12 protein-coding genes are annotated in these 14569 nt (G+C 73.8%); 5 read left to right on the forward strand and 7 right to left on the reverse strand.

Features of this window, described 5'->3' with window-relative positions; all coding sequences use genetic code 11:
• The first annotated feature begins 43 nt into the window (after window positions 1-43).
• Window positions 44-604, forward strand: a complete 561-nt coding sequence (locus LUTJ29_RS16135) for a MarR family winged helix-turn-helix transcriptional regulator (protein WP_084524646.1) — start codon at window positions 44-46, stop codon at window positions 602-604.
• Here the strand turns inward: LUTJ29_RS16135 and LUTJ29_RS0104725 are convergent.
• Window positions 552-1328, reverse strand: coding sequence for an SDR family oxidoreductase (locus LUTJ29_RS0104725; protein WP_027071540.1), 777 nt, complete (start codon window positions 1326-1328; stop codon window positions 552-554). The two genes, LUTJ29_RS16135 and LUTJ29_RS0104725, sit on opposite strands and share 53 nt — an antisense overlap.
• An 85-nt stretch (window positions 1329-1413) precedes the next feature.
• Complete coding sequence (locus LUTJ29_RS0104730; RefSeq protein WP_027071541.1) at window positions 1414-2460, reverse strand: LacI family DNA-binding transcriptional regulator; 1047 nt, start codon at window positions 2458-2460, stop codon at window positions 1414-1416.
• 223 nt (window positions 2461-2683) lie between these two features.
• Here LUTJ29_RS0104730 and LUTJ29_RS0104735 point away from each other — a divergent pair, with 223 nt between their 5' ends.
• Window positions 2684-3712, forward strand: a complete 1029-nt coding sequence (locus LUTJ29_RS0104735; protein ID WP_027071542.1) for a sugar kinase — start codon at window positions 2684-2686, stop codon at window positions 3710-3712.
• A gap of 45 nt (window positions 3713-3757) precedes the next feature.
• On the opposite strand, the gene sppA is transcribed toward LUTJ29_RS0104735, so the two are convergent.
• Window positions 3758-5647, reverse strand: coding sequence for a signal peptide peptidase SppA (gene sppA, locus LUTJ29_RS0104740; RefSeq protein ID WP_027071543.1), 1890 nt, complete (start codon window positions 5645-5647; stop codon window positions 3758-3760).
• A gap of 54 nt (window positions 5648-5701) precedes the next feature.
• Window positions 5702-7093 carry an MATE family efflux transporter gene (locus LUTJ29_RS0104745; RefSeq protein ID WP_027071544.1) on the reverse strand — a complete coding sequence of 464 codons (1392 nt, stop codon included), beginning with the start codon at window positions 7091-7093 and terminating at the stop codon, window positions 5702-5704.
• Window positions 7094-7209: 116 nt separating this feature from the next.
• Here LUTJ29_RS0104745 and LUTJ29_RS16140 point away from each other — a divergent pair, with 116 nt between their 5' ends.
• A complete protein-coding gene (locus LUTJ29_RS16140) occupies window positions 7210-8388 on the forward strand; it encodes a DUF3667 domain-containing protein (protein WP_051322693.1) in 1179 nt (392 codons plus the stop codon).
• 92 nt (window positions 8389-8480) lie between these two features.
• On the opposite strand, the gene LUTJ29_RS16145 is transcribed toward LUTJ29_RS16140, so the two are convergent.
• Together LUTJ29_RS16145 and LUTJ29_RS18000 are read right to left on the reverse strand one after the other, a co-directional pair.
• A complete protein-coding gene (locus tag LUTJ29_RS16145; RefSeq protein ID WP_051322694.1) occupies window positions 8481-9059 on the reverse strand; it encodes a DUF3106 domain-containing protein in 579 nt (192 codons plus the stop codon).
• Window positions 9049-9972: a sigma-70 region 4 domain-containing protein gene (locus LUTJ29_RS18000; RefSeq protein ID WP_051322695.1), complete on the reverse strand. Its 924-nt coding sequence runs from the start codon at window positions 9970-9972 to the stop codon at window positions 9049-9051. Before LUTJ29_RS18000 ends, LUTJ29_RS16145 begins: the two co-directional genes overlap by 11 nt.
• Before the next feature lie 447 nt (window positions 9973-10419).
• Here LUTJ29_RS18000 and LUTJ29_RS0104765 point away from each other — a divergent pair, with 447 nt between their 5' ends.
• Window positions 10420-12636 (forward strand): primosomal protein N', encoded by a 2217-nt coding sequence (locus LUTJ29_RS0104765; RefSeq protein ID WP_043740378.1) that lies wholly within the window; start codon window positions 10420-10422, stop codon window positions 12634-12636.
• Here LUTJ29_RS0104765 and LUTJ29_RS0104770 read toward each other — a convergent pair.
• Window positions 12630-13409 (reverse strand): NYN domain-containing protein, encoded by a 780-nt coding sequence (locus LUTJ29_RS0104770; protein ID WP_027071546.1) that lies wholly within the window; start codon window positions 13407-13409, stop codon window positions 12630-12632. The genes LUTJ29_RS0104765 and LUTJ29_RS0104770 overlap by 7 nt on opposite strands.
• A 168-nt stretch (window positions 13410-13577) precedes the next feature.
• On the opposite strand from LUTJ29_RS0104770, the gene tal reads away from it, so the two are divergent.
• Window positions 13578-14525, forward strand: coding sequence for a transaldolase (gene tal, locus LUTJ29_RS0104775; RefSeq protein WP_027071547.1), 948 nt, complete (start codon window positions 13578-13580; stop codon window positions 14523-14525).
• Window positions 14526-14569: the final 44 nt, after the last annotated feature.

Genomic DNA, 14569 nt, shown 5'->3' on the forward strand with positions numbered 1-14569 from the left:
ACTCTCCGCTTGATTTATGTAAGCACTTATATATTATGCTGGCATGCCCACGCAACCAACGCTCGGCACGCTGCTGCGGGCCCTGCTCGACAGGCTCGACCCGGCCGTCGAACGCGCCTACGCCGAGGCGGGCCTGGACCTGCGCCCGCGCTTCACCCCGGTGATCCGGGTGCTCGCCGCCTCGGGCCCGGTGAACATCAAGCAGGTCGCCGAGCAGTGCCGCCTGAGCCACTCCGCGCTCAGCCAGACCGTGTCGGCGATGGTTGCCAGGGGTTGGGTCCGCACCACCCGGGGGGCGGACGCGCGCGAGCGGATCCTGCACCTCACGCCCAAGGCCCGGCGCGCCCTGCCGCTGCTGCAGGCGCAATGGCAGGCGACGGCCGAGGCGGCGGCGAGCCTCGACAGGGACCTGGGCCTTCCGCTCGCGGACGTACTCGCCAGGGCGCTCGACGCCCTCGAGCGGGAACCGTTCGACCAGCGCATCCGCGCCCGGCGCGCCGCGCCTGCCGAACGCGCCCGGCCGCCCGCCGTCCGCGACGGGACGGCCGCGATCAGAACCCGTAGCGCAGGAAGCCGCCGTCCACGGCGATGCATTCGCCGGTGATGTAGCCCGACGCGGGCAGGCACAGGAACGCCACCGCGGCGGCCACTTCCTCCGGCTCGCCAATGCGTCCCATCGGCGTGCTCAGCAGCACCTCGTCCAGGTAGTCGGGGTCCGCCAGCCTGTCGGACGTGCGGCGCGTGCGGATGTACCACGGCGCCACCGCGTTCACCCGCACGCCGTCCTCGGCCCATTCGACCGCGAGGTTGCGGGTCATCTGGTGCAGCGCCGCCTTGCTCATGCCGTAGGGCGCGCCGGTGCGCACGTGGACCAGCCCGGACACGCTGCCGACGTTGACGATCGCCGAGCTGGCGTGGCGGGTGAGCAGCGGATGGGCGTAGCGGCACAGTTCGAAGGCGCTGAACAGGTTGACCTCGAAGATCTCGCGCCACTCGTCCTCGGTGTAGTCGGTGGCGGCGCGGGTGAGGTTGCCGCCGGCGTTGTTGACCAGGATGTTGAGGCCGTTGCCCTGGTCCTCGACCCAGTCGAGCACCTCGCGCCGCTGTTCCTCGTCGACCACGTCGCCGATGAAGGCGCGCACGTCGCCGTCCGGGAACTCCTCGGCCAGTTCGTCGCGGGTGGCCTCGAGCGCGTCGCCGTTGCGGGCCACGATCAGCACCGTGGCGCCGAAGCCCAGCAGTTCGCGCGCGATCGCGCGGCCGATGCCGGCGCTGCCGCCGGTGACCAGGGCGATCTGACCGTCCAGCCGCCACCGATGGGGATCCATGCCCGCCTCCGTCTGCGTGTGGGTCGTAGCATACCGTCGCGCCCGGCCCCGGACGCCACTTCGCCGCGCGGGCGCGGCCGCGCCGCTACTGCGGCGGCTGGCAGGAATCGCGGACGACCAGGTGCGGGCGCACGCTGGCGACCGCGCGCGCCTCGCCCTCGCCCTGCAGCAGCATCGCGGCGGCGATGCGGCCGGTGTCGCGCGTGTCGCGGCGCACCGAGGTCAACGGCGGCCCCAGGCGCGACGCCAGCGGGCTGTCGTCGTAGCCGACCACCGACAGCTGCTGCGGGATCTGGATCCCGGCCCGCATCGCCACCCGGTAAACGCCCGCGGCCATCTCGTCGTTGAAACAGAAGATGGCGCTCGGGCGCTGCCTGGCGGCGAGCAGCTTCTCGGCCGCGGCCACGCCGGACTCGAAGGTGTAGCCCGCCTCCACCACCCGCGACTTCGGGATCTCGATGCCGCGGCGCTGCAGCGCGCCGACGAAACCCTCGGTGCGCTCGATCGCCGACCGGTAGGCGGCCGGGCCGGTGATCATCGCGATGTCGCGGTGGCCCAGCGTCAGCAGGTAGTCGGCGACCTCGGCCGCGCCGTCGCGGTCGTGGGTGATCACCGAACGCTCCGGCGCGTCCAGGCACACCGCGGCGACGCGCGCGTAGCGGCAGCCCACCTCCTGCAGCATGTCGGCCAGCGCCTGGTCCTCGGACACGCGCGGCACCAGCATCACCCCGTGCAGCTTCTGCTGCAGCACGAAGCGGCGCACGCCCGAGACGTAGTCCGGGCTGCGGCTGTCGCAGGGATGCACCACCAGCTCGAAGCCGGAATTGCGCAGCGCGTCGAGCGCGCCGTACTGGAAATCGACGATGTACTGCGCGGTCGGGTTGTCGTAGATCATCCCGATCAGGAACGAACGCCGGAACGCCAGCCCGCGCGCCAGCGGGTCGGGCACGTAGCCGACCTCGCGCATCAGCGCCTCGACCTTCTCGCGGGTGTCCGCGCGCACCAGCGGCGAACGGTTGATGACGCGCGAGACCGTCTTCTTGGAAACCCCCGCCAGGCGGGCGATGTCGTTGATGGTGGCGGCCCGGCCCTTGATGCTGGCGGTGGCCTCTTCCCTGCGGTTGCGCGGCATGTGCTGTCCCGACCCGGGGAGTCCGGTCCGTTTCCAGTCTATCGCGACGGCGCACCGGGGGCGCCTCCCGGCCACGGCGGCCCCGCCCCTGGCACGCCCGGTGCCGGAATCGTCGCGGGCGCGGGTCGGCGCAATCGGCGCGGCGGCCGCATAATCCCGGGCGCCGTCGAACGCACGCCGCCCGGATCCCCACGGCCGGCGACCAACAGCGAGGGAGGAGCACATGCCGGGTCGCATCGCCTGTTTCGGAGAGCTGCTGCTGCGCCTGGGCGCGCCCGGCCGCGAGCTGCTGCTGCAGTCGCCACGGCTGGAGGCGTGGATCGGCGGCGCCGAGGCCAACGTGGCGGTGTCGCTGGCGCGCTTCGGCCACGAGGTGGCGATGCTCGGCACCGTGGCCGGCAATGCGCTCGGGCAGGCCGCGCTGGGCGAGCTGCGCCGGCACGGCGTCGACACCTGTCGCGTGCGGGTCGCTCCGGGCCGCATGGGCCTGTACTTCCTCGCCACCGGCGCGGGCCACCGGCCGAGCGAAGTGCTTTACGACCGCGCCGGATCCGCGTTCGCCCTCGCGTCCCCCGACACCTACGACTGGCCCCGGCTGCTGCAGGGCGTGGACTGGCTGCACCTGTCGGGCATCACCCCGGCGCTGGGCCCGGCCACCGCGCAGGCGGCCGCCGACGCGGTCCGCACCGCCGCCGGGATGGGCGTGCGCGTCTCGTTCGACGGCAACTTCCGGCCGATGCTGTGGGCGGCCTGGGACGGAGACCCGGCGACGATCCTGCGTCCGCTGCTGGAGGCGGCGGACGTCGCGTTCGCCGACCACCGCGACATCGACGTGGTGCTCGGCGCCGACCCGGGCGCGCCCGGCGACGACACCCACGGGCACCGCTTCGCGCGCGCCGCGCGACGCGCCTTCGATGCCTTCCCGCGCCTGCAACGCATCGCCTGCACGGTACGCAGCCAGGCCAGCGTCGAGCACCACGCGCTCGGCGCGCTGATGGCCACGCGCGACGGCGACCTGCACCGGGTCGAGGACCGGGCTCTGTCGGGCATCGTGGACCGCATCGGCGCCGGCGACGCGTTCGCCGCCGGCGTGCTGCATGGCCTGCTGGCGGGCTGGAGCGATGCCGACAGCCTGCGCTTCGGCCACGCCGCCGGCTGCCTCAAGCACGCGGTGCCGGGCGACTTCAACCGGTGCGGCGAGGACGACGTGCTCGCGCTCGTGCGCGGCGGGCGACTCGACGTGAAGCGCTGAGCGGCGCGGGCGCGGCCATCCGCGCCCGACGGTGCCGGTGCCGGGTCAGATTCCGCAGAAGCAGTGCGCCAGCACCTTCACCGGTGCGCCGTCGCGGGTCTTGAGCATGTCCTCGAGCAGGCGCAGGTCGCGCTCGGCCTGCGGCACCGCGCGCGCCAGCAGGCCGCGGGCGAAGTCGGACTCGCGCAGCCAGTGCCGCGCCAGCCGCCCCTGCAGGAAGCCGCTGAACCAGCGCTCGAACGGCGAGGCGCCGCGCTCGATGTAGCGCACGCGCCACTGCTCCGGCTCGCCCAGGCGCGCGCGCGAGGCCGCGTCGGCGATCGCCGCGCGCAGGCCGCCGAACTCGTCCACCAGGCCGCGCTCGTGCGCCTGCGCGCCGGTCCAGACCCGCCCGCGCGCGACCTCGTCGATCTGCTCGGGGGTGCGGCCGCGGCCCTGGGCGACGCGGCCGATGAAATCCCGGTAGCCCTTGTCGATGTAGGACTGGATCAGTTGCGCCAGCTCCGGCGACAGCGGCCGGGTGAGGTCGAACGCGCCGGCCATGCGCGTGGTCGCCACGCCGTCGGTATGCACCCCGATCTTCTCCAGCGCGCGCGGGAAGGTCGGCACCAGGCCGAAGATGCCGATCGAGCCGGTGATCGTCGACGGATCGGCGAAGATGCGGTCGCCGTCCATGCTGATCCAGTAGCCGCCCGAGGCGGCGACGTCGCCGAACGACACCACCACCGGCTTGTCCGCCTCCTTGAGCGCGACGATCTCGCGCCGGATGATCTCGGAGGCGAAGGCCGAGCCGCCGGGCGAGTTCACCCGCAGCACCACGGCCTTGACGTCATCGTCCTCGCGCGCCTCGCGCAGCAGGGCCGCGGTCGACTCGCTGCCGATCCGGCCCGGCGGCTGCCGGCCCTCGACGATCTCGCCCTCGGCCACCACCACCGCCACCTGCGGGCGGCGGCCCTTGGCGGCGGCGCTCAGGCCGTCGACGCTGCGCAGGTAGTCGAAGAAGCCCACCTGACGGAAGCCGCCTTCGGCGTCGTCGTCGGCCACGCCGCGCTCGGCCAGCAGCTGTTCGACCTCCTCGCGCGTCTTCAGTCCGTCCACCAGCTTCTGCTCGAACGCGTAGCGCGCGGTATCGCCCTGGACCGCGGCGATGCCTTCGGGCAGGGCGTCGATCGACGCGGCCAGCTGCCCGGCCGTGGTCTTGCGCAGGCGCGCCACGTCCTCGAGGTAGCGCCGCCACACATCGCCGCGCCAGAACAGGTCGGCTTCCTTGGCCTCGGGCGAGGCGTCGTCCCGGACGAAGGGTTCGGCGGCGGACTTGTACTCGCCGACCTTGAACAGGTGCATGTCGATGCCGAGCTTGTCCTGCAGGCCTTCGCGGTAGAACTGGCGGTAGCCGCTCAGGCCCAGCAGCAGCACCTCGCCCTCGGGATCGAGGTAGACCTCGTCGGCGTGCGCGGCCAGCAGGTACTGGGCCTGGGTGAAGCGCTCGCCGAACGCGACCACCTGCTTGCCCGCGGCGCGCAGCTCGTCGATCGCCTCGCCCAGCTCGCGCAGGGAGGCGAACCCGGAGAACGACATCCGGTCCACGCGCAGCAGCACGCGTTCGATCTTCGCGTCCTCGCGCGCGGCGTCGAGCACCGCCAGCAGGTCGCGCAGCTGCACCTCGGCCGGCCCCTGGCCGAAGGTGCCCATGAAGGAGCGACTCACCGGGTCGGTCGTGTACTGCTCGACCAGCTGCGCTTCCGGCGCGATCACCAGGGTGCTGCGGTCCTGCACCTGGACCACGCCCCCGCGCCCGCCGGCGAGGACCATCAGGAACAGCAGCAGCAGGAAGAAGAACAGCAGGTTGAGCACCAGCCGGCGCAGGAAGTTCATGCCGTTCCAGACGCCGACGATGGCGCGCAGCACGGGGCCGCGCGAAGAAGCCTGACTCATGGGGGGTATCGCTCCGTATCCAGGCCGCCAGAGTACCCGGCGGCCGGTCCGTTTTCATGCGCCGTTGGTCACCGGCGTCCCGGGAGCGGCGGCCAGCGCGGCCGGGCGGCTGCTGCGGACGAAGCGCGCGGCCATCAGCACCGCGGCCACCGTCAGGCCGGCGATCAGGCCCAGCCACATCCCGCGCGGCCCCCAGCCCAGCCCCAGGCCCAGCCCCGCGCCCAGGGGCATGCCGATGCCCCAGTAGGCCAGGGCCGCGATGAACATCGGCACCCGGGTGTCCTTGAGCCCGCGCAGGGCGCCAGCCGACAGCACCTGGATGCCGTCCGGGAACTGGAACGCCGCCGCCAGCAGCAGCAGCGAGCCGGCCAGCGCGGCCACCGCCATGTCGTGGGTGTAGATCGTCGCGATGGCCTCGTGCCCGCCCAGCAGCGCCGTGGCCGACAGCGCCTGCGTCCCCAGCACCAGCACCAGCCCGGCCAGCGCCGCGCGGCGCACGCCCGACGACCCGCGGCCTGCACCGACGGCATGGCCGACCCGCACCGTGGTCGCCTCGGCCAGGCCGAACGGGACCATGAAGCACAGGCTGGAGACGTTGATCGCGATCTGGTGCGCGGCCACCTCGAGTTCGCCGATCCGACCGATCAGCAGCGCGGTCACGACGAACAGGCCGCCCTCCATCGCCACGGTCACGCCGATCGGCAGGCCGGTGCGCAGCAGCGTGCCGATCTCGCGCCGGCGCGGCGGATCGAGTCGCTCGAACAGGCGCATGTCGCGGAACCGCGGCGACCACGCCAGGTACAGCACGAACCCGGCCACCTGCGACCACATCATGATCGCCGAGGCCAGCCCGAGTCCGCCTGCGCCGCCTTCGGGCAGGCCGAAGGCGCCGAACGTGAGCGCGTAACCCAGCGGCAGCAGCACCAGCAGGCCACCGAAGCCGAAAGCCATGGTCGGCAGCGTCCAGTGCAGGCCGTCGCACAGGTAGCGCAGGCAGAAGTACAGGGTCAGCGCCGGCACGCCCCAGCGGATGCCGCCGAGGAACGCGGCCGCGTCCGGGCGCACTTCCGGCGCGATGCCCATCGGCTCGAGCACGTGGCGCCCGAGGGTCAGCAGCACGAACAGCAGCAGGCCCAGCCCCAGCGCCAGCCACAGCGCCTGCCGGAACAGCGGACCGACCTCGGCCCGGCGCCCGGCGCCGTCGAGCTGCGACACCGACGGCGGCAGCGCCATCAACGTGCCCATCGGTACCAGCATCACCAGCCAGAACATGGCCGTGCCCACCGCCACGCCGGCGAGCGTGGAGGTGCCGTGGCGGCCGGCGATGACGTTGTCGACGAAACCGATCAGGCCGGTCGCGAGGTGGCCGGCGACGAGCGGCGCGGCGAGCACGGCGCTCGTGCGCACTTCGTCGCGCAGGCGCGCCGGCGATGCGGGCGGGGACATGGTGGGAATCCGGAAAGTGGCGGGCCCGCGTCCGCGATGACGCTGGCGCCTCGCCAGGGGCGGCCGTATTTTAGGCGCGCGACCCCGGTCGCCGCACCCCTTTCCCGGTCCAGTCGATGAACGCCAGCACCGATCTCCCCGCGCCTGCGGAGCCCGCGGAGCCGTCCCGCGGCGCTTGCGCCAACTGCGGCACGCCGCTGCAGGGCGACTTCTGCCACGCCTGCGGCCAACCGGTCAAGGGGCTGGTCCGGCACTTCTCCAGCATCGTCGGCGACGTGCTCGACAGCGTGTTCGAATGGGATTCGCGCACGCCGCGCACGCTGTGGCCGCTGCTGGCCAGGCCGGGCTACCTGAGCCTGGAGTACTTCGCCGGGCGCCGGGTCCGCTACGTCAGTCCGTTCCGGCTGTTCTTCTTCCTGGCCGTGGTCGCGTTCTTCGTCGGCCGGCTGGTGATCAGCTTCGACGACGGCAGCGCGATCCACGTCAGCAGGAGCGACGACCGGATCGAGGCCGCGCGCACGGTCGAGGAGGTCGAGCGGGTGCGGGACGAGGCGCTGGCCCAGGTCGAGGCCGCGCGCGCCAGGCTCCCTGCCGATGGCGGCACCGCCACCGCCGGCACGAGGGCCGCGCTCGCCGCGAGCGAGACGGCGATCCGCACCCGCGCCAGCGAACGCATCGCCCGGATCGAGGCCGAGGCCGCCGGCACCGCGCCGCCGCGGCGCAAGGAGCGACCGCGGATCTCGTTCAACTCCGAAGAGTGGGACCCGGTGACCAACCCGTTGAAGATCGACGGGCTGCCGGACTTCGCCAACGACTGGCTCAACCGCCAGGTCGGCCGCGCCGAACGCAACGTGCAGCGCCTGCAGGAGGAGCCCGACCTGCTCAAGGACTCGCTGCTCGGCGCGGTGCCCTCGACCCTGTTCGTGCTGCTGCCGATCTTCGCGCTGATGCTCAAGGTCGCCTACCTGTTCCGGCGCCGCCTGTACATGGAGCACCTGATCGTGGCGATGCACAGCCACGCCTTCGTCTTCCTGGTGCTGCTGCTGGTGTTCACGATGATGGCGCTCGAGCACTGGCTCGCGCCGGGCGGCGGGCCGCTCGCCCGCGTGTTCGGCGTGGCCGAGGGCCTGCTGTGGCTGTGGATCCCGGTCTACCTGCTGCTGATGCAGAAGCGGGTGTACGGCCAGGGCTGGTTCATGACCCTGCTCAAGTACTTCGTGATCGGCACCTGCTATTCGATCCTGCTCAGCCTCGGCGCCGCGTTCACCACGGTCGCCAGCCTGGTGTGGATGTAGGGCGCGCGCCCTCGCGGTTGCGCGCCGTGCGCCGACGCGGCTGGCGGTCTCGGGCGGACGCAGCCGCGACCGTCCGGTCCGGCCGGCGCCGCTCAGGGCGAGACGCGTTCGCGCAACCAGACCGCACGCCGTTCCGCCGGCAGCGCCAGCAGCTGTGCGCGCAGCGCCGCGCGGTCCTGCGGCGGCGTGCGCTGGGCCAGCACGCCCAGGTCCTCGAGCGCCTGCGGCGGCAGGGCACGCAGCGCGCCCAGCAGCGCGTCGCGCTCCTCCGGCCCGACGTGGGCGAACAGCGCGTGCAGGCGCGGCCAGTGCGGGCCCAGCACCGGCCCCAGCAGCCAGCCGCGGCGGATCCCCGCGTCGAGCGCGTCGAATCGCGCCCGCAGCGCCTGCTGGCGGTCGACCGGCAGGCTGCGCCAGGCGGCGCGCGCGGCCTGCATCCGGGCGCGTTCGGGCGCGGGCAGGTCGCGCCACGCCAGCCACGCCTCGCGACGCTCGCGCTGCATCGGCAGCGGCAGCGCATCCCACTCCGCGGCCCGGCGCTCCAGGGCCGCGCGCCGGGCCGGATCGAGCGCGGCGATCCGGGCCGCGCCGTCGGTGCCCGCCGCCAGCGCGCAGCCGGCTCCCAGCAGCACGCACAGCGCCACCGCGACGCGCAGCGGTTCAGGGCGCATCGGCGTCCTCCGCGGCGCTCTCGTCGGCTTCCGCGACCGGCGGGGGCACGACGTCCTCGCCCTCTTCGGCGAGTGCGTGCACCAGCCAGGCCTCGAACGCGGGATCGGCATCGGGCCCGAACGCCCCGGTGACCTCCGCCAGCAGCAGGTCCAGGTCGGGATGGGTCGCCAGCGCCAGCTCCGGATCGAAGCGCGCCGCCGCCGGCGCCGGCGGCAGGGGTTCGCCCTGGATGTCGGCGGCCGCACCGGGAGCGTTGGCAGGCAGCCATGGCCCCCACCAGGTCGCGGCCAGCGCGGCCGCGACGGCAAGCAGCGCGACCACGGTCGCCGGCCACAGCCAGTCGCGCCGGGCGTGCATGACCGGGCTGCGCGCGGGCCACGGCCCCGGGGCGCGCCCGCCGTCGCGGAGGCTCCGGATTCGGGCCAGGCGCTCTCCGTCCAGGTCCCGCACCGCCTGCTGCGCGGCAGCCGAAAGCGCCCGCCAGGCGTCCGGGTCCGGGCTGCCATCGTCGTTGTGCGGCAGCGCCCGGCGCAGCGCGAGCCGGTAGGACGGACGGGCGATGCCCAGGACCGCGGCTGCTTCCGCCTCGGGCAGTCCCGCCACCAGCCGCAGCAGCAGCGCGGCGCGCGGACCCGGCGCCAGCGCGGCCACGGCGGCCGGGATCGCCGGGTCGGGCGACGCGGGGGGCTCGCGCAGCTGCGGCGCGGCGAGCAGCAGGGCCCAGAAGCGGCGCGGCCACTGCGCGAACGGGGTTTCGCCGGCGACGGACCCGAACCCGCGCAGGGTGGCGGCCAGCGCGGCATCCCCCGCCGCGGCGCTGCCGGCCTGCCAGTGCGCGAAGACCACGCCGCGTCGCTCGACGCCGCGCAGGAAGGCGGTCAGGGCGGCATGGGCCGCGGCGGAATCGTTCAAGACTGCTTCTTGGCCGGGCCCGGGGGACGGCCCGCGGTGGCCATGATACGGGTCCCCGACAGGCCACCGGGGGCTTGACGGCCGTCGCAGTCCCTGTTCCAGCCCCTGTTTCCCGGGCCAACGTTGTGCACATGCGTCGCGGAACCGTCACATGCGCGCCGCGTGGAGCGGGATTGACCAATGTGAACGCTTGGTTTCACGCACAAATTCTTGATTTTCATGGAAAACGTGCGGTTGGCGATTTTTTCGCCAAGTCAGGCTTTCACGCGTGTTACGTAGGCGAAACCCCCCTGCGCAGGTGCTCATGCACAGGGTTATCCACACGAATTGTGGATAAGGGGAAAACCCTTGCCTGCCATCGACTTGCGTGCGGAAGGTCCGGACCGGCGCAAGTCCCGCCCTCAAGTCCGGGCCGCGTTTGGGAAGCGCCCGCACTAGACTTCGAAGGTGTCCGATTCCGCCGCCTCCGTCCTCCAGGTCGCCCTGCCGGTGCCGCTGCCGCGGCTGTTCGACTACCGCGCGCCCGACGGCGTGGCGGCGCCCGACGACGTCGGACGCCGGGTGCGGGTGCCGTTCGGACCGCGCGAGCTGGTGGGCGTCGTGGCCGCGGTCGGCCCGCCCGCGCCCGACGCGCCCGATTTGCGTCCCGTCGTCGAACGCCTCGACGCCTCACCGCTGCTGCACGGCGAGTTGCTCGAATCGTTGCGCTGGCTGGCGCGTTACACCCACGCGCCGCTGGGCGAGGTGCTGGCCACGGCGCTGCCGGCCGCACTGCGCCGCGGCGAACCGCTGCCCGACACCCACGCCTGGGCGTGGCGGCTGACCGCGGACGGGCGTGCCGCGCTGCCCGGCCTGCGCGCCGGCTCGCGGCCGCGGCGCCTGGCCGGACTGCTCGAGACCGCCCCCCGCGACGAGCACGCACTCGACGCCCTGCTCGACGGCTGGCGGGCGGCCGCCCGCTCGCTCCAGCAGCGCGGGCTGGCCGAGCGGTTCGCGGTACCCGCCTCGGCGATCTCGCCCGCGCCCCGGCCGGGCCCGACCCCGGAGCCGGAGCAGCAGGCCGCCATCGACGCCGTCCGCGCGGCGGACGGCTTCGCGCCCATGCTGCTCGATGGCGTCACCGGCAGCGGCAAGACCGAGGTCTACCTGCACGCGATCGCCGACTGCCTGGCGCGCGGCCGCCAGGCCCTGGTGCTGGTGCCCGAGATCGGCCTCACCCCGCAGCTGCTGGGGCGCTTTCGCGCCCGCCTCGGCGTGCCGGTCCACGCCACCCATTCCGGGCTCGGCGACGCCGAGCGCGCACGGGTCTGGGCCGCGGCCTGGCGCGGCGAGGCGCGGGTGGTCGTGGGCACGCGCTCGGCGGTGTTCACGCCGCTGCCCGATGCCGGCCTGATCGTGGTCGACGAAGAGCACGACGCCAGCTACAAGCAGCAGGACGGCATCCGCTACCACGCCCGCGACTTCGCCCTGGTGCGCGGGCGCGCGCTCGGGATCCCGGTGCTGCTGGGCAGCGCCACGCCCTCGCTGGAGACGCTGCAAAACGCCACCGCCGGGCGCTACGGCTACCTGCGCATGTCGCGCCGCGCCGGCGCCGCGCGTCCGCCCGAGGTGCGCGTGACCGACGTGCGCAAGCGGCCGCTCGAGGCCGGCCTGTCGCAGCCGATGCTGGACGCGATCCGCACCGAACTCGACGCCGGCGGCCAGGTGCTGGTGTTCCGCAACCGCCGCGGCTACGCGCCGGTGCTGCTGTGCCACGACTGCGGCTGGAGCGCGCAGTGCCCGCGATGCGGCGGCGCCGGCCAGGGCCGGCCGATGACCGTGCACGCGCAGGGACGGCGCCTGCAGTGCCACCACTGCGGGCACCGCCGGCCGGCGCCGCCGGCCTGCCCCGACTGCGCGAGCCTCGCGCTGCAGCCCCAGGGCGTGGGCACCGAACGGATCGAGGAAGTGCTGGCCGCGCGCTTCCCCGACGTGCCGGTGCTGCGCATTGACCGCGGCAGCACCCGGCGCCGCGATGCGATGGAGACGCTGCTCGGCGACCTGGGCGAACGCCCCGGGATCCTGGTCGGCACCCAGATGCTGGCCAAGGGCCACGACCTCGCCCAGCTCGGCCTGGTGTGCGTGGTCGGCATCGACGAGGGGCTGTATTCGGCCGACTTCCGCTCGCACGAGAAGCTGGCCCAGCTGCTGGTCCAGGTCGCCGGTCGCGCCGGCCGTGCGCAGCGCCCGGGCCGGGTGCTGCTGCAGACCCATCATCCCGACCATCCGCTGCTGGCGACGCTGATCGAAGGCGGCTACCACGCCTTCGCCGCCGAGGCGCTGGCGCTGCGCGAGGCCGCGGGCTTCCCGCCGTTCGCGCACCTGGCGCTGCTGCGCGCCGAGTCGAAGCACGCCGGCCCGCCGCTCGCGTTCCTGCAGGCGGCGCGGCAGGCGCTGGAAGCGGGAGCGCAGGCGGCGCGCGCTCCGGACCTGGAGATCAGCGGGCCGATGCCGGCGCCGATGGCGCGCCGCGCCGGCATGCACCGCGCGCAGCTGCTGCTGTCGTCGCCCGCGCGCCGGGAGCTGCACGCGACCCTGCATGCGACGCTGCCCCGGGTGTATGCGCTGCCCGAGGCGCGCCGGGTGCGGTGGTCGCTGGACGTGGACCCGGTCGACCTCTACTGAGCCGCCTTGGCGGCGGCCTTGGCCGCGGTCTTCGTGCGGCGGCCGCGCGTGGCGCGGGCCTTGGGCCGCTCGCGGATCAGCACCTTCTGCCCCTCGCGGCGCACCTCGAACAGGCCGACCGCGTCGATCAGCGCGCTCAGGCTGCGATAGCCGTAGTTGCGCGCGTCGAACGAGCCCTGGTTGCCGAGGTGGCTGCCGACGCCCGACAGGTGCGCCCAGCCCTCGTCGTCGGCCACCGCCGCCACCGCGCCGCGCAGGCGGTGCACGAGCTCCTGGTCGTGCGCCAGCTCGCTGGTGGTCTGCGGCCGCGCCTGCCCGGCGGCCCCGTCGTCGGCCTCGCCGAGCTTCTCCAGGTAGAGGAAGGTCGAGCAGGCCTTCACGAACGGCAGCGGCGTCTGCTTCTGGCCGAAGCCGTACACCGCGTAGCCGTCGTTGCGCAGGCGCATCACCAGCGGGGTGAAGTCGGCGTCGCTGGACACGATCGCGAAGCCGTCGAGCGTGCGCGCGTACATCAGGTCCATGGCGTCGATCACCATCGCCATGTCCGAGGCGTTCTTGCCGGGGCTGTAGGCGAACTGCTGGATCGGGCGGATCGCGTACTCGTGCAGCACCTTCTCCCAGCCGGCCAGGTTCTGGCTCTTCCAGTTGCCGTAGGCACGGCGCACGTTGACCACGCCGTGGCGCGCGACCTCGTTGAGGATCGCGTCGATCTTCGAGGCCGGCGCGTTGTCCGCGTCGATCAGCAGCGCGATGCGCCGTTCGCCTTCCGCCATGTCCGTGTCTCTGTCTCCCGGTTGCGCGCAGGGTAGCGCGTCGGCGCACCCCCGTCGCAGTGGCGGGCAGGCCCCGGGGCGGGACGGTACGGCCTGCAACCGTTGCGGCAGCGCAGCGGCGGATGCGCGACAATGGCGGTTTCCCCACCCCGATACCCGCGACCCGACATGCCCAGCCAGCTCGAACAGCTCCGCTCCCTGTCCACCGTGGTGGCCGACACCGGCGACATCGAGGCGATCGCCCGCTTCAAGCCGATGGACGCGACCACCAACCCGTCGCTGCTGCTCAAGGCCGCCTCCCTGCCCGCCTACGCCGCATACCTGGACCAGGCCGTGGCGGCGGCGACCGGCAGCGGCGAGGCCCGGGTGGCCGACGCCTGCGACCGGCTGGCGGTGGCGATCGGCGGCGAGATCCTGAAGCTGATCCCCGGCCGCGTGTCCACCGAGGTCGACGCGCGCCTGAGCTTCGACACCGAGGCCACCGTGGCCAAGGCCCACCGCCTGGTCGAGCTGTACGACCAGGCGGGCATCGGCCGCGACCGCCTGCTGATCAAGATCGCCTCGACCTGGGAAGGCATCCGCGCCGCCGAGCGCCTGGAGCGCGACGGCATCCACTGCAATCTGACCCTGCTGTTCTCCTTCGCCCAGGCCGTGGCCTGCGCCGAGGCCGGCGTGTTCCTGATCTCGCCCTTCGTCGGCCGCATCCTCGACTGGCACCTGGCCAACGGCATGGACAAGCCGGCCACGCCGCAGGACGACCCGGGCGTGCAGTCGGTCACCCGGATCTGGCGCTGGTACAAGCAGCACGGCTTCGAAACCGTGGTGATGGGCGCGAGCTTCCGCAACACCGGCGAAGTGCTGGCGCTGGCCGGCTGCGACCGGCTGACCATCTCGCCCGACCTGCTGGCAGCGCTGGAGGCGTCGGACGCGCCGGTCGAGCGCGGGCTGGTTGATCCGGGCGAGCGCTCCGCGCGCCCCGCGCCGCTGGGCGAGGCCGCGTTCCGCTGGCAGCACAACGAAGACGCGATGGCCACCGAGAAGCTGGCCCAGGGCATCCGCAACTTCGCCGCCGACCAGCGCAAGCTCGAGGCGATGCTGGCCGCGAAGCTCGGCTGAGGCCACCCGGGCGGCGGCCGCGCCACACGCCGCGCACCAGCGCG

It is taken from the genome of Luteimonas sp. J29, assembly GCF_000472505.1.
In the GTDB taxonomy this organism is placed as follows: domain Bacteria; phylum Pseudomonadota; class Gammaproteobacteria; order Xanthomonadales; family Xanthomonadaceae; genus Luteimonas.